This is a genomic window from Levilactobacillus yiduensis, assembly GCF_024718525.1.
Classification (GTDB): Bacteria; Bacillota; Bacilli; order Lactobacillales; family Lactobacillaceae; genus Levilactobacillus; species Levilactobacillus yiduensis.
In genome coordinates, this window is the sequence record NZ_JAMXAZ010000020.1 from 1 (window position 1) to 18,249 (window position 18,249).

The 18,249-nt window shown below is 45.7% G+C and carries 20 protein-coding genes and 1 tRNA gene; 15 read left to right on the forward strand and 6 right to left on the reverse strand.

What is annotated here, in order from left to right; translation table 11 throughout:
- Positions 1 to 147: 147 nt before the first annotated feature.
- The 4 genes from NGM66_RS10580 (at position 148) to NGM66_RS10595 (ending at position 3,716) form a co-directional block, all read left to right on the forward strand.
- Positions 148 to 408, forward strand: coding sequence for a hypothetical protein (locus NGM66_RS10580; protein WP_208909257.1), 261 nt, complete (start codon positions 148 to 150; stop codon positions 406 to 408).
- Positions 409 to 442: 34 nt separating this feature from the next.
- On the forward strand, positions 443 to 1,477 hold the full coding sequence (locus tag NGM66_RS10585; protein WP_208909258.1) for a tetratricopeptide repeat protein: 1,035 nt from the start codon (positions 443 to 445) through the stop codon (positions 1,475 to 1,477).
- On the forward strand, positions 1,437 to 2,693 hold the full coding sequence (locus tag NGM66_RS10590; protein WP_258115664.1) for an MFS transporter: 1,257 nt from the start codon (positions 1,437 to 1,439) through the stop codon (positions 2,691 to 2,693). Before NGM66_RS10585 ends, NGM66_RS10590 begins: the two co-directional genes overlap by 41 nt.
- A 264-nt stretch (positions 2,694 to 2,957) precedes the next feature.
- Positions 2,958 to 3,716, forward strand: a complete 759-nt coding sequence (locus NGM66_RS10595) for a GH25 family lysozyme (protein ID WP_208909260.1) — start codon at positions 2,958 to 2,960, stop codon at positions 3,714 to 3,716.
- A 498-nt stretch (positions 3,717 to 4,214) separates the two neighbouring features.
- On the opposite strand, the gene NGM66_RS10600 is transcribed toward NGM66_RS10595, so the two are convergent.
- Positions 4,215 to 4,601, reverse strand: coding sequence for a DUF4828 domain-containing protein (locus NGM66_RS10600; protein ID WP_208909261.1), 387 nt, complete (start codon positions 4,599 to 4,601; stop codon positions 4,215 to 4,217).
- A gap of 340 nt (positions 4,602 to 4,941) precedes the next feature.
- On the opposite strand from NGM66_RS10600, the gene NGM66_RS10605 reads away from it, so the two are divergent.
- The 3 genes from NGM66_RS10605 to NGM66_RS10615 all read left to right on the forward strand — a co-directional run bounded on the left by NGM66_RS10605 (position 4,942) and on the right by NGM66_RS10615 (position 7,424).
- The gene (locus NGM66_RS10605; protein WP_258115609.1) at positions 4,942 to 5,946 is read left to right on the forward strand and encodes a Gfo/Idh/MocA family protein; all 1,005 of its coding nucleotides are present in this window, start codon (positions 4,942 to 4,944) and stop codon (positions 5,944 to 5,946) included.
- Between the two features lie 12 nt (positions 5,947 to 5,958).
- Positions 5,959 to 7,299 (forward strand): DEAD/DEAH box helicase, encoded by a 1,341-nt coding sequence (locus NGM66_RS10610; protein ID WP_208909263.1) that lies wholly within the window; start codon positions 5,959 to 5,961, stop codon positions 7,297 to 7,299.
- Between the two features lie 52 nt (positions 7,300 to 7,351).
- Positions 7,352 to 7,424, forward strand: a tRNA-Arg gene (locus NGM66_RS10615).
- A 121-nt stretch (positions 7,425 to 7,545) separates the two neighbouring features.
- Here the strand turns inward: NGM66_RS10615 and NGM66_RS10620 are convergent.
- The 4 genes from NGM66_RS10620 to NGM66_RS10635 all read right to left on the reverse strand — a co-directional run bounded on the left by NGM66_RS10620 (position 7,546) and on the right by NGM66_RS10635 (position 10,673).
- A complete protein-coding gene (locus NGM66_RS10620; RefSeq protein ID WP_258115610.1) occupies positions 7,546 to 8,739 on the reverse strand; it encodes a site-specific integrase in 1,194 nt (397 codons plus the stop codon).
- Positions 8,740 to 8,982: 243 nt separating this feature from the next.
- Positions 8,983 to 9,624: a hypothetical protein gene (locus tag NGM66_RS10625; protein ID WP_258115611.1), complete on the reverse strand. Its 642-nt coding sequence runs from the start codon at positions 9,622 to 9,624 to the stop codon at positions 8,983 to 8,985.
- An 86-nt stretch (positions 9,625 to 9,710) separates the two neighbouring features.
- Positions 9,711 to 10,211, reverse strand: coding sequence for an ImmA/IrrE family metallo-endopeptidase (locus NGM66_RS10630; RefSeq protein ID WP_258115612.1), 501 nt, complete (start codon positions 10,209 to 10,211; stop codon positions 9,711 to 9,713).
- A gap of 9 nt (positions 10,212 to 10,220) precedes the next feature.
- The gene (locus NGM66_RS10635; RefSeq protein WP_258115613.1) at positions 10,221 to 10,673 is read right to left on the reverse strand and encodes a helix-turn-helix domain-containing protein; all 453 of its coding nucleotides are present in this window, start codon (positions 10,671 to 10,673) and stop codon (positions 10,221 to 10,223) included.
- A 269-nt stretch (positions 10,674 to 10,942) separates the two neighbouring features.
- Here NGM66_RS10635 and NGM66_RS10640 point away from each other — a divergent pair, with 269 nt between their 5' ends.
- Together NGM66_RS10640 and NGM66_RS10645 are read left to right on the forward strand one after the other, a co-directional pair.
- On the forward strand, positions 10,943 to 11,161 hold the full coding sequence (locus tag NGM66_RS10640) for an XRE family transcriptional regulator (RefSeq protein ID WP_258115614.1): 219 nt from the start codon (positions 10,943 to 10,945) through the stop codon (positions 11,159 to 11,161).
- Between the two features lie 105 nt (positions 11,162 to 11,266).
- Entirely contained in the window at positions 11,267 to 11,533 is a 267-nt protein-coding gene (locus NGM66_RS10645) for a hypothetical protein (protein WP_258115615.1), read from the forward strand.
- Positions 11,534 to 11,777: 244 nt separating this feature from the next.
- Here the strand turns inward: NGM66_RS10645 and NGM66_RS10650 are convergent, their stop codons facing one another.
- Positions 11,778 to 11,999, reverse strand: a complete 222-nt coding sequence (locus tag NGM66_RS10650; protein ID WP_258115616.1) for a hypothetical protein — start codon at positions 11,997 to 11,999, stop codon at positions 11,778 to 11,780.
- Positions 12,000 to 12,224: 225 nt separating this feature from the next.
- On the opposite strand from NGM66_RS10650, the gene NGM66_RS10655 reads away from it, so the two are divergent.
- The 6 genes from NGM66_RS10655 to NGM66_RS10680 are packed head-to-tail and all read left to right on the forward strand — an operon-like array spanning position 12,225 to position 18,202.
- Positions 12,225 to 12,353, forward strand: coding sequence for a hypothetical protein (locus NGM66_RS10655; protein ID WP_258115617.1), 129 nt, complete (start codon positions 12,225 to 12,227; stop codon positions 12,351 to 12,353).
- The gene (locus tag NGM66_RS10660; protein ID WP_203640715.1) at positions 12,338 to 13,195 is read left to right on the forward strand and encodes a DUF1351 domain-containing protein; all 858 of its coding nucleotides are present in this window, start codon (positions 12,338 to 12,340) and stop codon (positions 13,193 to 13,195) included. Before NGM66_RS10655 ends, NGM66_RS10660 begins: the two co-directional genes overlap by 16 nt.
- Before the next feature lie 2 nt (positions 13,196 to 13,197).
- A complete protein-coding gene (locus NGM66_RS10665) occupies positions 13,198 to 13,968 on the forward strand; it encodes an AAA family ATPase (protein ID WP_258115618.1) in 771 nt (256 codons plus the stop codon).
- Positions 13,901 to 15,256: a DEAD/DEAH box helicase gene (locus NGM66_RS10670; RefSeq protein ID WP_258115619.1), complete on the forward strand. Its 1,356-nt coding sequence runs from the start codon at positions 13,901 to 13,903 to the stop codon at positions 15,254 to 15,256. Before NGM66_RS10665 ends, NGM66_RS10670 begins: the two co-directional genes overlap by 68 nt.
- Positions 15,257 to 15,268: 12 nt before the next feature.
- Positions 15,269 to 15,865 carry a DUF669 domain-containing protein gene (locus NGM66_RS10675; RefSeq protein ID WP_258115620.1) on the forward strand — a complete coding sequence of 199 codons (597 nt, stop codon included), beginning with the start codon at positions 15,269 to 15,271 and terminating at the stop codon, positions 15,863 to 15,865.
- Between the two features lie 12 nt (positions 15,866 to 15,877).
- Positions 15,878 to 18,202, forward strand: a complete 2,325-nt coding sequence (locus tag NGM66_RS10680; RefSeq protein WP_258115621.1) for a phage/plasmid primase, P4 family — start codon at positions 15,878 to 15,880, stop codon at positions 18,200 to 18,202.
- Positions 18,203 to 18,249 lie beyond the last annotated feature (47 nt).

Genomic DNA, 18,249 nt, shown 5'->3' on the forward strand with positions numbered 1-18,249 from the left:
TTTTTGCATGCATTAGGACTTAAGCTTGTTATTCAATTCTTGAAATATTACATTACTAGCACTACGCGTTAGTTAATACATGATTTTGTAGTGAAATGGTGGCAATTATCATGATTGTCACCATTTTGTCGAATGGGGGAAATCAATATGTTTGAAAAAAATAATGATTTATCGACCGAGTTAATTACAAAAATTGTTGTTCACTTTCATGTGGGCGAAAAATTATCGCCAGTAGAACGTCGATTTTTAAACCTTCCTTTTGATATTAGCAAGCTTTCATTGACTGATCAACAGGATATGAATCATCAATTACGCTTCTACGAAGAAAGTTTCGGGAAAATGACTGTGAACCAGGTGGCCATTAAAACTGCTAGAGTACTTGATAGAACGATTCATGATAGTGGTTAATGTTTTTGGAAATAGCCCTCTTGAGAGGTTGTTCTTGGATAAATTGATGGACTACTGTGAGATGACATCTGTTAAGGAAGTAAGCCGTACAGTTCATCTTGAAAAGCTTCCAAGAGATTATAAAAAGATGCGGTACTTTCAAAATATTGGAGACACGTGGAGTGCCAGAAAAATTGGAGACGCCTTAATGGATGATAAAGAACTGGTGGACAATCCCATTTTACTCAAGTCAATGGCGTTTAACTATTCAGGGCTGTCCGATCCGTTAGCGGCGAAGTCGATCATTGAGAGGGTCATTGACAAGAAGGTGACCTCCGCTGAAGGTAATGAAAACTTGGTTAGCGCCCAATACCTTCTGGCGCTTCTCTACTCAAGACACTTACCAAAGCAATTTAAAAGTTTGTCAAAGTCTAAGAAGATTCTAAACGAGGCTTATTCTACGTGTCTGAACGAAGAGATCCCTATGAGTAACCGCGATTTTGAGCGAATTTTTAATAGAAATGGGTATGCGTTGCTATTATTCTTTGAGGGCCACTTCAATGAAACAATTGACTTAATGAAAGGGCTAATTCGCGAACTACGCCCTTTGATTAAGGAAAATGGTTTTGCGAAGTTGCATTACGCGGTATTAAACTTTAATATTTTTCAAGTATATTTACGAGCAGAGATGTTGGAACAGGCAGAAAATCAACTGAGTTTACTGATTAGACTCGACCCCAATGACGTCGAGTATCGTTATACTGCTGTGCGCTTCTTTATTGAAAACAAAAGGTTTGAGGAAGCCTTGGAGGTATTGAAAGAAATTAAGGCGTCAGGTTCCGAAGATATTGTATATCAATCTAGCTATGAAGCCCAATGCTTGATTGAATTGGAAGAATACGAAAAGGCGCTACCCTTAACGAGAGCTGCGGTCCGTTACAACATTGAGCCTGAAGTTAAAAACCTATTTCTGTATAACTATCTCGTTTGTGTAATTAATTTGAACATGCCGGTTGATAAGGATTTTGTAAATAGATTTATTGAACAAAATGAAATCTATGAGAATCAGGTCCGAGAGCTGTGTCAATAATCGAAAAGAAAGTGAAGAGATGAAAAATGTAAGACTTTATGAAGGAGTATTGAGAAAGTACAAAAGCTTGTTCATCTATATAACAATGTTTTATTTTTCTATGGGCGTTTCGAAATATACGCAAATTCTGTACTTTCAGCAAAACGGCAAGTTAATAAACTTTTCACTGGCATATTCGGCGATGGCAATTGCTGGATCTTTTTCTTTCTTGATAACCAATAGACTAGAAAGAATGAGTTTGAGAAAGATTGCGAAAATCTTTGGATTAGTTTACGCAACAGGTATGATCCTGAGAGTTTTCTTTCAAAGTAGCTGGATAGCTATCATATCGGGCAGCATCTCGGGTTTTGGAGCAGCTATTCTAATCCTAGTAGTAAGAAAGTGGATTTATGCAGAGTCGGATGAAAATCCGGAGGACAAGCAGATCCTAATCTCGTCTCGATACACAATAATGCAAATTACGTCATTATTAGCAACACTAGTCACGGGACTGATTCTATTCATCTTTTCATCAAATAACGTCGTGTATGTCTTAATTTTAGTGACAACTGCCATGGCAATAATTTTATTGCCGGCCAATTCCGTTCCCATAGATGGTGAAATTAAAATTGAGAGAAAATCAAAGATTCTTGCATTGCCAGCTAATCGTGTTCGGGGATTATCGTATTTGGTTGCTGTCATCTTTATGGGCATAACAACCTCTATCGTTGATCCGATCACTCCGGCACTACTGCGGGCTGCTGGGTATAGCGTTGGTGCGGTAAGTGTCATCATTACCTCTTTAGGGGTGGTGACCATGTTGTCGGCGTTTCTGTTTCAACTACCGATTTTTAACAAGCAGCCAGCATATTATTTTTGGCTTATTGAGTTGTTTTCGGGGAGTATCATTATTTTCTGCGGTTTGATGACCCAACAGCAATACATTTGGATCATGGTTGCTTTTATCGTAATGTCCATCGAAGGTACAGGATTTTTTATGCTGAAAGAACTAGTGGAGTATGATATGTTTCCCAAGGAAGAAACAGTCGTATATCTGGGATTAGCACAATCCGGTTTCTTGATTGGAGATGCAATCGGCGCACCAGTAGGGACATTTCTCTTTCAGCTTGTAAATGGACGATTTTTGCTTATATTGTATGGAGTAATGGCGATGATTTGTGGCTTTTCGTATATGGAGCTTTCTAAAGCATTTGAACGAGATAAACTACGTGTTTGAAGTCAGAGAGACATTCACAATGATTTAGTTCGACTTTCAAAGAGCTTTCTCTGAAAGAGATAAGACAATGTTTTACCCGAAATACTCAACACCAAAATTTTTGCAAAAAATGACGAGTTTCTAAATCAATGTTTTTCGATTTAGAACTCGTCATTTACGTTTTGAAGCACTTTTGTCGGGCACACTTTTCTTTAAGATTTTTTGGGGACTAAGCATGGTATAATAGATGATATTCTAAAAGCTGAGGAGAAGTGGTGACTGACGGTGAAACGGCGCGAGGTGCAGCCTATCTATGAAAATACGTATCATCGTCGGCATCATCGCCGGTGGTGGGCCTTACTGGTGCTGATTCTGGTCGTACTGATTGTGGGCGTGGGCTGGACCCAGTGGCAGGCGCACCAAAAACAGCAATTGGCCAACTACCCGATTCGGGGCGTCACAATCAATCAGGACAGTGGCTACCTGGATTACCAACAATTGGCGAAACACGTCCAATTTGTCTATCTGCAAGCCACTTCGGGGGCAACCTACACGGATGATGACTTTAGCGATAACTATTCGCGTTCGCAGGGGGCGAGCGTCAAAGTGGGGGTTGCCCATACATTTAGCTTCACCACTTCGGCCAATCAACAGTACCGGCACTTCCACAGTACGGTCGGGCAGAATACTGGGACCCTACCAATCATGGTTACCGTGAACTATTATGGTAAGTATAATAGTAGTAACGTCGACATGGCCAAGCAGGGGCAGAAGCTGAAAAAGTTGGTCAGTGAGCTGGAATGGTATCATCAGGGCGTGATTATCTTCGCGACCAAACAAGTCCTGACCCAATTCGTTCAGCCAGTCTTGCCCGCACAAAATTATTGGGTCGCCGGCGGTAAATTGGCCGGACACAACGCACAGGTGAAGATGATTGAATACGATGCGGATGGTAGCGTCACGCAAAACGGCCAGAGCCTGCCAGTTGCCCGTTCCGTGTTCAATGGCAACCAGCACGCTTGGCAGAAGTTCACGGCTGATTGATGACGTATGGCTAAGAGTCACATGGCACTGGCCGCCTACCGTCCGCCAGCTATGGAGATGACTCCAGCCTGAGGAACGGTCTTCCGGTTCACTTCGATGCGTTGGTGGTTGACAGTGACACTGGATTAGGTCAATAGGCCAATTGTCGCCAAGCACTAAACTGATGGGTGGTTAATCACCTCTGTAGCCGGGAGTCCGCCAAATATGAGCTCAGCCGTGGGAGTTCCCTTAGCGGCATGGTTCTTGCCGGTTAGGGAACTGGCGACTTTGAGACGTGTTCTTCGGCTCAAGGTCGAGGAGACGAGACCGATCTTTGGCTCGTCCCGCCGCCCACCGCGATCCGGCTCATATTTGGCGGACGGGAGGCGGCCAGTTCAGACACTGTAAACAAAGAGCCCCAAAAGCACATGTTTAAGCACAACAAACGAAAATTAGCTCTGTAGAACCGAATGGGTTTTACAGAGCTAATCTTTTGCCAGGCCACAGGTGCGGGGCCGGTTATTTTTCATTGGGTTTGTCTGACTTAGTCGTCAGAGGTTTCATTGCATAAGTACAGTCGTCGGCTTCATCGAAAAAAGAAATTGGTTGGCGTTCATTGGCGTGGATCGTCAGATGATAGCCAAACTTATCTTGAAACGTAAGCTGCTGTTCATTGAGGTCTTTGACGCGGACCTGCAGTTGGTGGTCATCGATTTGCACGTCAAGATTAGGACTAATTTCTAGCCGGTGGCGGCGCTGGTTGTGGGGGTCAATGAACTGCCACGTGCCAACGTAAAAGAGCGGCGACGTGCTTGGTTGTGGGTCTTTCTTTTTGCGCAACGAAAAGCCGCCAGTCAATCCGGCAACCAGTGAAATTCCAAATAAGGCAATGTCTCGACCTTTCACCGGTAATCCCTCCCTTGAATTTAGGTTTCTTCTTACAATATAACATTTCTAACCCGAAAAACCGCAATATTTCTCTTGGATTTTTAGGAAACTTAATTCTCTGGCTATCGCCGAAGCACAGAGCCTGTTAAAATAAGGATTGCGGTAGCCGCCGCTGAATAAAATTAACTGAAAGTTTAGCTATACCAAATTCTAACAACGTTGCCGCATTTTTTCAATCAGTACGCCGCGTGAACGTGGATGACCGATTACCTGATGAAGTGTGGTACGCTAAAAGTGGTCTTAGTCATTTTCACTGATAACTATTAAATAGGAACTTAAACAATCTGGAGGGATCAACATGATTCGCATGGGAACAGTGGGCACCAACTGGATTACGCAACAATTAGTCGAAGCCTTAGCCCTCAGTGGGCAGTATGAACTGGCCGGGGTGTACTCGCGCCATCAAGAAACGGCGGACGCATTTGCTGCCAAAAATCACGCACAAGCTAGCTATACCAATTATGAAGAGATGCTCACCCAGTGTCAGCTGGATGTCGTGTACATTGCCTCGCCGAACAGCTTGCATTTCAAGCAAGCCATGGCGGCCATTGACCGGGATATTTCAATCGTGGTCGAAAAGCCAGCCTTCAGCAATCGACAAGAAATGGTGGCCATCCAAGCAGCACTGGCCCAACATCCCCAAGTAAAGTTCTTTGAAGCGGCGCGACACGTGCACACACCTAATTTCCAAGCTTTGGAAAAGGCACTGCTGGGCCTGCCCATGATTCAAGGAGCGGCGTTGACCTACATGAAGTATTCGTCACGCTACGACCTGGTCTTGGACGGCGAAGTGCCAAACGTTTTTAGCCGGCAATTTTCCGGTGGGGCGCTACAGGACCTGGGGGTGTATCCCATTTATCTGGCCATCGCCCTGTTTGGCCAACCGGAACACGTGCAGTATTACCCAACCCTGATTGCGACTGGGGCGGATGGCAAAGGGGTCGCCATGTTGCGCTACGCTGGCTTTGACGTGACCGTGTCCTTTGGCAAGACCAGTAATTCCGAAGCGCCATCAGAAATCTATGGCTTGAAGGAAACGGTCTCCTTGGACAGTGCGGGTGAATTGACCCACGTCGAAGAACGCGACGCTGCCGGGAACGTGCAGGAGCTGAGCGCCCCAGCGTTGGCCAACCCCATGTTACCTGAGGTGGTCGACTTTGCCCGCGTGTTATTGGCACCGGATGAACCGCAGAACCAAGCGGACTACCAGCGTTGGCTCCAGTGGAGTCTGACCGTGAACCAAGTACTCTACAGCCTGCGGGTCAGCGCTAACCTGCGTTTCCCAGCTGATGAGAACGACTAGAAAGGAAACAGCATGTTAAAACAATTTGAAAAACACTTTACGGATTTAGGGTACCAAGCCCCAACCGCTATTCAAACGGCGGTGTACGACGCCATGGTCGGCGACAAAAACGTCTTAGGCCTGGCACCAACCGGCTCCGGGAAGACCGTAGCCTTTACGTTGCCGGCCTTAGCCAATTTATTGCCTGGTGATGGGACGCAACTGATCGTCTTAGAACCCTCCCAAGAGCTGGCGATTCAGACCAGCCGCGTCATGCGCGATTGGGGGAAGCTGTTGGACCTGCAAGTCGTCGCCTTAACGGGGGGCGCCAACGTCAAACGGCAAACGGAACGCCTCAAGAAGCGGCCGGAAATCGTGGTCGGTACACCGGGCCGGGTCTTAAATCTGGTCAATGACCGCAAGCTCAAGCTACATTTGGTCTCGATGCTAATCGTCGATGAGGCCGATGACCTCTTGACGGGTGATACATTGGACACGGTGCGTGAGATTGCCCAGGCCACGCCGGCTGACGTGCAGTTGGGCTTCTTCTCCGCCACCGATACGCCGATTCTACACGAATTAGACAAGTGGTTCGGCCAAGACGTTGAACGCGTGGACGTCCGCGACCAGGACAACACGCAAGGCGAAGTCCGTCACGGCCTGCTACAAGTCGGGATGAACAAGCGTGATCAGATGCTCAAACGCCTGCTGGCGATGCCCAACTTCCGGGCGCTGGTCTTCTTCAAGCAGTCCAGCACGCTGCGGAAGACCGCCACGCGCTTTTATCACGACCACGTGTCTGCGGCTGGCTTGACCAGTGACCTGCGGCAGGTGCAACGAGAAAAGGCGCTGCAAGACTTCCGCCAAGGTCGGATTCGCTTATTGTTGACGACGGACGTGGCGGCGCGGGGGTTGGATATTCCCAAGCTACCAGCCGTCATCAACTACGACTTGCCGGATAAGGTCAATGAATACGTGCACCGGGTCGGGCGGACCGGCCGGATGGGTGAACCGGGGCAAGTCATCAGTCTAGGGGATGACCACGACCTGCGTGATTTGAAACGCCTGCTCAAGGACACGGACTATGACCTCGTGCCACTATACTTCAGTGGTCGGACGTTGACCACTGAACGTCCGACTGCAGCGACGGTCAAGGCCAACGAGACGGCCAAGGCCGAACGGACGGCAACGACCAGTGCGGCCGGACAGACGTCAGTAACCGCCGCTGTGCCCAAGTCTGGGGCTAAGGTCAGTGTCAAGGCGGCAGCCAAAGCCGAAACGCCTAACCCAAGTAAGAAAAAGAAGCACAAGAACCGGCACACCAAGAATAAAGGGATGCGCAAGAAGTGGCGGGACCACGACGCGCAGAACTAGTCCTTTACAATTTCCCAGATCCGTGTGAAAATTATAAGCGGATCTTTATTTTGGCCCTATAGCACAACTGGATAGGGCACTCGCCTCCTAAGCGAATGATCCCGGTTCGAGTCCGGGTGGGGCCATATTTCTTAAACTGGTGTCGTCTTAAACCGTCTCAAATCGTTGATTTGAAGCGGTTTTTGTTTTTTCTGAATAGCTAGAAAACGGTGCAGATTGATATTTTGGTGAACATTTTGGTGAACATCACCCGTTTTTAGCCCTTTTGTTCACCAACTTGTTCACCGAACGCCCCATCTCGCTTAGAGCCACAAGGGTTTTGCCAGCCTCGACTTTTTCCATTTCTCGAATCATATGGGAATACACTCGAATAGTTGTTGAGTAATTTGCATGTCCCAGTCGTTCAGAAATATAGTAGATTGAGACACCTTTATAAATTAAATATGAAGCGTGGGTATGCCGCAATCCATGGAACGTAATATCTTTTGCACCAATTTTTTTTAGCACCCGATGAAGTGTTTGATTAGCAGCAGTATCGTCAGGGACCTTGCCGATTTGACTCAGAAAAATTAAATTGAGTGGGTTATCGATTTCAAGTTCTTCTAACTTAATTAGTTGGAGCTTGTGGTAGTTTCGTAGAATCTCACTCATATGGGGCGTGATTTTAATGACTCGCTTCGACTGTGGATTCTTGGTGTCGGTGAAGTCCTTTTTACCAAGGGTATCCCAGGCCTTATTAATTCGTAACGTGTTGAACTTCTCTGAAAAGCAGTCCCAAGTTAGGCCGGCGACTTCACTAAATCGTGCTCCAGTCTGTAAGGAGACTAGAGCCATGAGTTTGGTAAGGTGGGCAATATTGATGTCGGATTCTAGAGCTCGGGTAAGCTTGTCAGCGTCACCAGCGTCTAGGTACTTCATCTCCTTAGGTTTTTCCGGGCGGCCACTTATCTTAGTGTGAGCAGTGAAATCACGCTTGATTAGGCCATCTTCAACGGCATCGCGCACGGATGCCCGAATTTGGACGTTAACCTTTTCAGAACTACTTAAAGATCGTTGCTTCTTTTCTTTGCCGTCTACTGAGAGGGGATTGGCGTATTCGTTTAGAAATTGCTGATACTCACTTCTAGTGATTTCATCGAGCCGTTTGCCTGCAAAGTTGTTCATGATGATACCAATAGTGTACTGGTAGCGTAGTCGGCTTGATTTAGCCAGAATTGGCTTCTTATACGTTTCATACCAATTCAAAAAGTAGTCGGTGAATAGTTGCTTACCGCCCTTGAGATTACTGCCATTTGAAATGTCTAGTTCATTCTCATTGGCCCAGTACTGGGCTTCTTTCTTAGTTCGAAAGCCACCCTTTGTTACGAATTCGCGAACGTCGTCCTTATAGTAGCTAATCTTTGCGGTCCATGTTTTACCGCGCTTTTGAAAACTTGCCATTTTGATTATCTCCTTAATTTATAAATTCACCTAGGCGGGTAGATTTACGGTTAAGGTTGTGGCAACACCTCCTTTAGTTGTAGAATTGATGAAAAGGGTACAGCTATGTATTCTTAAAACAGCTTGTAGATTCGTCCACAGGCTTATATGTTTTGGCGAGCGCATCCAACTTCTTGGCGGGAGGGGATGCGCTTTTTTTATGAATTAAAAACATAGGTGTTCAAAACGTTGGTGTATCAATTGTCACGCTTTTTCCCATTTAAATTCAGTACCATTTGTAAGCTTTGAGTGACCGATTTTCTTAGCTCCATAGTAAATTTGAGTCGTTGGCGTAGATTCTTCAGAAACATTGTCGCCCTGAAGCACTACCTGGGCGTTGGCGAGCTTTTGAGCATACTGGCCAACAACCGTTTTACTGTCCTTATCTAGTGACGCGAATTCTGAAGTGACTTTCACAATCAGTCCACGGCTGCTATATCCTAAGGTGTCGATATAAAGCGATGCATTGTATTCCTTTTTACCATTATTTGCATATCCTTGGTCTTCATTCAAACTGTCAATTAATCCAGAGTTATAAGATTTAAGCTCTTTTGCAGAGTAGCCTGCAAGAATATCATTCTCAGTTGTGGATTGAGAAGATGAACTACTACTGGAGCTGGAAGAGATTGAAGACGAACTTTCACTACTAGAAGAGGCTTCATTTGAGTCGGATGTTGGGAAAATAACAGTTAGCGCTAAAAAGAGTATCCAAAATCCGGCAGCATATCCTAAAATTTTTCCAGTAATTTTGGACTCTGTTTTATTACGTCGGGCTCGAAACCAGAGAAAGAGTAAGATAATGAGGACGATAAGAGATAGACTACAAAGCATACTAAAAATTGCCATTGTGGAACCTCCGAATATGTATTTTGCAGCTTTTAAAGCCATCAGCATTGTTGGGCTATCATCTTATTTTTGATGGCGGTTACATTTTACACGCTTTTAACAATGCTATTTTTATAAAAGTTAACGGTGTCTGAAAATATGACTACATAGCCCTTATACTCAAACGGTTTGGAGTACTGGGTTTTAAAGTAATCAATAGCATTTTTTAGAAATTCCTCAGGCAAATCAAGTTCGCTAGCTACATCGTAGGGTGTTTCAAGGCCCATCAGATAGCAGCGAAGTAGGTCATCAATGCTGACAACAGCCTTATAAGTCAGATTACGAGCCTGTAATTCTTGTTTGCGCTGATTTAAATTGTCTTTGTCTAAAATCATGCCCACACTGTGGAGAAAGTGCATGAATTCTTCAGTAAGAATTACTCGCTTATCAATTTCGGGCTGATCTGTATCAATGAAAATATATGGTTTTCCATTTTTGACTTTGAATGTGCCAAAAGCACCAATTTTAGATTTTAAATTGGGTACTTCGATAATGGCTACGTATTTTGAATACACGTCGATAAGTTGTTCAACTTTGCTTAGTGACAATGGCAACACCTACTTATTTTTCTTTTCGTAATCATCAATGAAACTATCCAAGATCTTGGATATATGTTTTGCCTCATCAGGAGTGATTCGGTGATTAGGATCAGCTTGGTGAGCTGCTAAAGTTTCGATGCTATTTTGGTCCTCTAGCTGAGCTTGAGTATATGCGAATACTCGTTGCTTGTGGATGTCGTCAAGTTGAATGAGATGTTCAACGAGATTCTTTCCTAGACTATCGATTACGTCTTTGGCGACCTTAGTTTCATTGCTACTCTTTGTAGGACCGAACATTAAATCTACCGGGTCCACACGAAGATAAGTGGCAACACGTGTTAACTTATCCGTTGGGGCATTATTTTTCCATTTACGTAAAGTCCCGTTTGAGAATCCCAGCGCTATTTCTATTTGTCTTATAGAGGTATTGCGCTCTTTTGCTGCCTGCTGAATGTACTGGTAGGTTGTCATTTTAAAACGTCCTTTATTGGTGAAATATTTTTATAGACTAAAAGTGCAAAAATAATCGTTGACATATAGACTTTTAGTCTATATACTTACTCATGTAAGTTAGTTTAATTAATCCAAACGGTCAATCAAACACCGGAAATTGCTGAAATAAGCAATTGGGTGGGAGCAACGACTGTTTTTAATATGCCCTAATTATAGGCTATAAGTCTATTTTAGGCAAGGGAAATTTAGACTGATTAACGAATTACAGTTAGAAAGGAGGTGACATCATGTATTCTACGATTCAAAAATTTGCAAAAAAACGCCATGTACCAATCAGCCGAATTGAGTCGGACCTCGGATTTGCAAATGGTTCTATCCGCAAATGGGAAACGGCAGATTCCATTTCTTTAAAGAAGGCGAAGTCCGTTGCTGAATACCTGCACATTGACCCGTATACGTTGATTCTTGCGGGTGTGGACATGGAGCGAATCGATTCTGAAAGATAAGGAGGATGAAAAGCATGTTAACAGCAAAATTATTGTTTTTGCTATTTATCGGCTGGCTAGTCGGTCACTATGGCGACAAGCTTTTCGACTAGGAGGTGTTGAACTATGAATGACTTAGTTCAAGGATTAGCCGCTCTATTCAAGCAGGCTTACCTGAAAGGTGTTGAAGACGGTCGGAAGGAAGTAACTGTCAGCACGAAACTTCTTGATCGTAAGGATTTGTACCCAGAATTTGGCATCAAGCCAGATACGGCCGACAAATACTATCTGTACCAGCCGGATTTTCCATTCGTGCAGCAGGGCAACAACCGAAAGTATTACGCACCAGCAGTACATCAATGGCTTCTTGACCACCAACAAACAAGTAACTAATACCTAGGCGGGTAGTGGTGGTTAAGGAAGAGCGGAGGTTACGCGTTGGAAGCAGTACTGATTTTTGTAGCAGTGTTCGGACTAGGCGGCTTGCTGAGAGTCGGGTATGAAAGGTGGCGAAGATAATGGACTTTGAACTGCAGAATATTGTACGGGATTATCTGATCTCATTGATTAAGACAGAAAACAAAAGCCCCGAGATGGCGGCAACCATCACGAAGCTTTATGAATTGTTGGTACTTTATTAATCCTCATCAAAAAGGACGGCCTTTACGTCCTTAATTCGGATTGAGACGATCGTACTTCCAATGATTGTCAGATCATCAAATACGTCGCCAATGGAGAATTGTGAACAATCGCTGGGTGTAAGTGTTACAAGCGTGCCACTCTTGGGCGAGTAATGTAACTCTTTGAATTTGTAAACAACGATTGAACCGCCTTCTCTTAGTAGCAATTTAATTTTCAAATTAATCACCTCCTCTTAAACAAAGTATATCAACTTTGAAGAGGGAAAAGAATTGGAGATTGGAAGATTTTTTATGGAACTATCTAATGTTACTAATCACAATCTGTGGAGGACGGCGCTTCAAACTTTTAATCCACAGAAAAAACCCGTTAGCGTTGCACCGCTAGCGAGCCTGAGAAAAACATTTATTTATCACTATCGTAATCGAAAGCGAGGTATTTTTCAATGAAGAAAAGTGAATACTGGTACCAGAAATTCTTAAGAACCCCAGTCGGGTATGAGAACTTAGCCGCTTACCGGTTTCAGCAATACGAAAAGTATTCGAAGGAGGAACATGTATGGCTAACGAACTAGCAATCGTTGAACCGGTAATTGACGTAAAGCCAATGCCAATCACAATCAACAACTTAGATCAGGTCCAACAGGCGGTTACGGCAATTGTCTCCAAGTACAACCAAGATTTTGTGGTTACTGTGGACAACGTCAAAGACGTTAAAAACATGCGGGCCGAACTGAACAAAGTGTCTAAGGCGATTGATGAAAAGCGTTTAACTATCAAGCGGCAGTACGCGGAACCGGTCAAGACGTTTGATGCTCAAATGAATTTGTTCAAGGAGCAGATTGATTCAGTAATCTCACCACTCGATACAAAGATTCGTGAAGTCGTTGCCCAAGAGCGGGCGGCTAAGCAAGAACGGGTTGAAGGGTTGATTGCTGAAATGGCTCCCAACTATGGTGTGGAAGCTGAGTCGGTTGATATCGAACCATCATGGCTAAATAAGTCAGCTACCAAGAAGCAGATTGTGGAAGGCATTGCCGGCACCATGACGCTGATGAAAAAACATGCTGACCAACTAGCAGCCGACTGCTCAACCATCACCAAGTATGCCGAAATTCAGAAAGTTGACCCGGCAGGTTGGGTTGACCAAGTGAAACAGGGACAAGACGTTGAATACCTGATGAGAGCTATCGACAACCAAGTAGAGCGGCAAGCCGAGAAGCAACGTAAGCTGGAAGCCAAGGCCGCTGAGGAACGCACCCACCAGCAAGCTAAGGGGGACACGGTAGTTGATACCAACACTGGTGAAGTGGTCTCACGAGCCGTTGTGCTGAAGATTACAGCTACCATTCCACAGATGAAGTTGCTCAAGAGTTATATGGATTCTGAGAGTATCAAGTATGAACGGGAGGGATAGCCGTGGAAATCCAACACGCAACTGATATTAAACGCGGTGAAGATTTCTCAGTGCTGATTTATGCGCAACCTGGTGTGGGTAAGACTTCCACACTACGTTATCTCCCCGGTCGAACACTAGTCATTGATGTTGATCGAACGACCAATGTTTTAGCAGGGGTACCCAATGTTGATGTGGTTAAGCTGGACACGAAGCACCCGCTAGAAGGGGCCCGCAGTTTGCTTGGCGAAATCTATAAGACGCAGCTCAGCAATTACGATAACATCGCGTTCGACAATATCAGCGAGTTTGAGCAAGCATGGCTAGGCGAAAAAGCCAATGAAGCTAAGACCAAGTCCGGTGCTGATATGGGCATCCCCCAGATGAACGACTATAACCAGTTTGGTTTCTATCTACCTGACATGATTCGGTTCATCAACTCGTGGCCGGGGGTCAATAAAGTCTATACGGCTTGGGAGACTACGCGCCAGATTGATACACCGACCGGCCAGACGTATAACCAGTTCGTGCCACAAATGCGAGAGAAGCTAGTAACTAACGTGATGGGATTGATGAATGTGGTTGGTCGCATGGTCATTTCTGACAAGACTGGGGCTCGGGGATTCATTCTCAAACCGTCGAATGCCGCATTTGCTAAGAATCAGTTGGACGACCGGAAGTTTGCACTACCGGAGACACTGTTTACTGAGATTGGTGGTGATGTGAATGTACCAACTCCATCCGTACCAGACAAAGCTGGTAAACCAGGCACGGCAAGCACTAGCGAAGGGTAATAAATCAGTGTTACTGCAAAGTCCGGCTGGGTCCGGCAAGTCAGTCATCATTGCCGAAATAGCGCGGCTAACGGTTAATAAGGGCGGCTCAGTGATGTTTATGGTCCACCGTAAGGAGCTCGTTGAGCAGATAACTAATTCATTCCGAGAGAATGAGGTTGATCTCACTCGATGCACAATTCTGACGGTTGGCAAAATTGCTAACCGATTAAGGATTCTACCGCAGCCAGCATTAATAATTACTGATGAATCACACCATTCTTTAGCTAAGACCTACCGAAAAATCTACGACTACTACGCCGGGGTACCACGACTAGGATTTACTGCAACGCCGTGGCGTCTAAACGGGAAAGGCTTGCACGATGTTTACGATGATATGGTGCTAGGCCCCTCGATTGATTGGCTGATTGAGAACCACTATCTGGCACCGTATAAATACTTCTCAGTAAAGCTGGTCAATGACGAGAAGTTGAAGAAGTCAAGTACCGGTGATTACACCAACAAGTCGATTGATGACGCGGTAGGCCGGACTATCTTCGGGGATGTCGTTAAGACCTATCAGGAAAAGACACCGGGCCAGCAGGCTATTGTTTACGCTCACTCGGTAGAATTCTCCAAAGAAGTAGCAGAAGCCTTTAGAAAGACTGGCATTGGCGCTGAACATACCGATGCGAAAACACCCACAGCAGAGCGAGAGAAAATCATGGCTGACTTTAAGTCTGGTGAGCTCAAGGTTCTCTGCAATGTGGATTTGATTAGTGAGGGTTTCAACGTCCCTGACTGTTCTGTGGTTATCATGCTCAGGCCAACCGAATCACTGGTGCTCTATATTCAGCAGTCGATGAGGTCAATGCGCTACAGGCCAAACAAGACGGCGACCATCATTGACCACGTTGCTAATTACTCACGGTTCGGGTTACCGGATGACGAACACACTTGGACGCTTGACGACCGAAAGAAACGTAAAAGCAAGACGAGTGATGCCCCACCAATCAGAACCTGTGAGTTCTGTTACGCGGTGATTCCAGCTTCGTCCACAGTCTGTCCGGTGTGTGGAAAAGCTATCCAGCGGACGGAAACAGAGATGGAGGTTGACCATGAAGTGAAGCTTGAACAGATTCATGGTCGGCTCGATATGAAGGCCGAGTACAATTCGGTCCGGTATGGTCGAATGAAGCCCAGTGAGGCGCAGACCATGGAAGACTTGCGGGGAATTGCGAAAGCCCGGGGTTATAAGCCAGGCTGGGCATGGTTCCAAGCTAAGCAAAGAGGATTAATTAAAAATTAGGAGGAATAAATAATGGCAGATTTTATGAATACGGATTACTCAAATAACACGGGTGGCGACTATGAAGCACTTCCCGCAGGAAACTACGAAATGATCATCAATAATGCTAAGGAAGACGCCACTAAGAACGGGGCAGAGACCTTACAGATTGATTTGCTGGTGCGAAACGATTTAGACAAAGTACCAGATTTGGCTGAAACCAATGCTAAGTTCCATAATCGTCACATCTTTGTGGACAACTGGAAACGCAAGGCAACCAACCAGTACGATCTGGATGGATTCCAGTACATTCTGCAAGCAGCGGGAGTGCCAGAAAACACGCCACTACACACGGTAGATGACTTTATCAAGCTCATCAGCGGTGCAGCAGTGCGAGTGTTCGTCAAACAAGAAGATAACACGTACAACGGCACCACGACCACGGTCAATCGGGTCGCTCCATGGAACTTTGAGGTTACGCAATTCCCTCAAGTACAGCATACGTACAAGGATAAGAAGAGTGGACCTACAGCAGGAAAACCAACGCCACCACCCGCTACGAATACTAGTGACCCATTCGCTAATACTGGCGATTCGATTGATATTCCTGACGACGATCTTCCCTTCTAAGGAGGAGTGCTGATGTATGAACGAATTCCCGAGGAACTCAAGTCCCTAAAAAGGTGGGGGCTTTACAAACTCAAATGGCAACCAGAGAAGAACAAGTATGCCAAGTACCCTAAGAATCCATACAACGGTGGGGATGGGAAGTCCAACGACCCGTCTACATGGTCGGATTTCGATACAGCGTTGCAAGCAATGGGTGACTACGGCATGGACGGATTGGGATTTTACTTCCAGCCTCCCTATGTGGGAATCGATGTTGATCACTTGGAACAAGACCTAGAGCGTTGGCAACGTGGCGAGACGGATGATAACGAGGTTCAGCACTTCCTAACTATCACCAAGTCTTACGCCGAAACTAGCGTATCTGGGACTGGCATCCACATCATCATTAAGGGCGAGATTCCTGGTGACCGGCGGCGGTCAGGAAATGTAGAAATGTACACTTCTGGCAGGTTCTTTGCCATGACGGGTAACCAGATTGGACCACATGACGGTATCAACCAGCCAGAACCCAAGCTGATTAAGCTACTGTATGACCGGTACCTAAAGCCCACTAATGTGGTAGCAATGCCGAACAACCAGCTTCCACAAATGAATGACCTGTCTGAAACGGAAGTCATCGCACGAGCCGAGGCGTCCCAAACAGGTCAGCGATTCAAACTTTTCATGGAAGGTGGCTGGGAGCAATTCTATACGTCACAATCCGAAGCAGACCTAGCGTTTGCTAACGACCTAGCTTTCTGGACAGGCCGGGACTTCGCCAAGATGGACAGTATTTTCCGGCAGTCTAGCCTACTCCGAGACAAGTGGGATGAGAAGCATGGTAAGACGACCTATGGGGTTGCCACTCTGAACAAGGCGATTAACGAAACGCGAGACGTTTTCAATCGTGGTAAGGCACCACTCAAATATGATTTTGAATTTGCTAACCAGGCAGAAATGAAGAAGGATGCACCGCCCCGTAGCTGGGACGACACTGGTAACGCTGATCGCTTCATGGACCGGTACGGAGAGTTAGTTAAATACTCTTTTACCGATAAGACTTGGATTGTCTACAACGGTAGCTACTGGTCAGTTGATGATACAGGACAAGTTCACAGCCTAGTGGACCGAGTAGTTGATGATCTTAAGCATGAGAAACTGGTTGTACCACCTGACAGTGGATTAACTGAGAAAGATGCGGAGAAGAAGTTTCAAACGCACATCAAGAAGTCTCGTTCTAATGCGGGTAAGAAAGCCATGATGGAAGAGCTGAAGCACCGGGTTCCTGTTCTCCACGGTGAGTTTGATAGTGACAAGACGCTTCTCAACGTAGCCAATGGTTATGTGGACCTATCAAGTGGGATTTTGAAGGATCACGATATCAAGAAGCTATTCTCACGACAGGCGGCGGTAGAGTATACCGATACGATTGACGCACCGGAGTGGACACAATTTCTTGACCAGATTTTCGACAGTGATTCGGAGCTGATTGACTATGTGCAGAAGGCGGTAGGCTACTCGCTTACTGGTTCCACAAAAGAGCAAGTCATGTTCATTCTTTATGGGAACGGCCGTAACGGTAAGTCAATTTTTATTGATACCATTGCAGATACACTGGGCAACTACGCCCGGTCGATGCAGGCCGATTCAATCATGGTCAAGAATAATAGTTCCGCTGCTAACTCTGACATTGCCCGACTTGAAGGAGCCCGGCTAGTCACATCTAGTGAACCTAATGATGGGTTGCGATTGGATGAAGGGTTAGTGAAGCAACTGACTGGTGGTGACACCGTGACGGCCCGTTACCTTTACGGGAAAGAATTTGAGTTCAAGCCAGAGTTCAAACTATGGCTGGCGACCAACCACAAGCCAATCATTCGGGGAACTGATGATGGTATCTGGCGGCGACTCATGCTGGTGCCATTCGCAGTTAAGATTCCGGACAACCGAGTGGACAAAGATCTCAAGTACAAGTTACAGCGCGAAGAGGTCGGCATTCTTAACTGGGCTGTCGAAGGTGCGCTTAAGTGGCAACGCGAGGGATTGAAACCGCCAGAGAGTGTGGTTCAGGCTAGCCAAAGTTACCGAAACGAAATGGATGTAACGACCGAGTTCATGGAAGAATGCTGTGTGGTTGGTAAAGGAGAGATGGCGCGGGCTTCCGAGCTGTATCGACGCTATAAATCTTGGGCTGATGATAATTCTCAGTACTTGATGAATTCGACTAAGTTTGGCAAGGAGATGGCTGACAAATATACCAAGAAACGTGATTCACAGGGCGTTTACTACGTCGGAGTTAGCTTAAAAGCTTTCATAAAACCGTTTGATATAGTAACTAGCCATCCCCGAAAACGATGAATGTAGGGTATGTAGGGTTGTGTAGCCATGTGTAGGCACTCGAACCC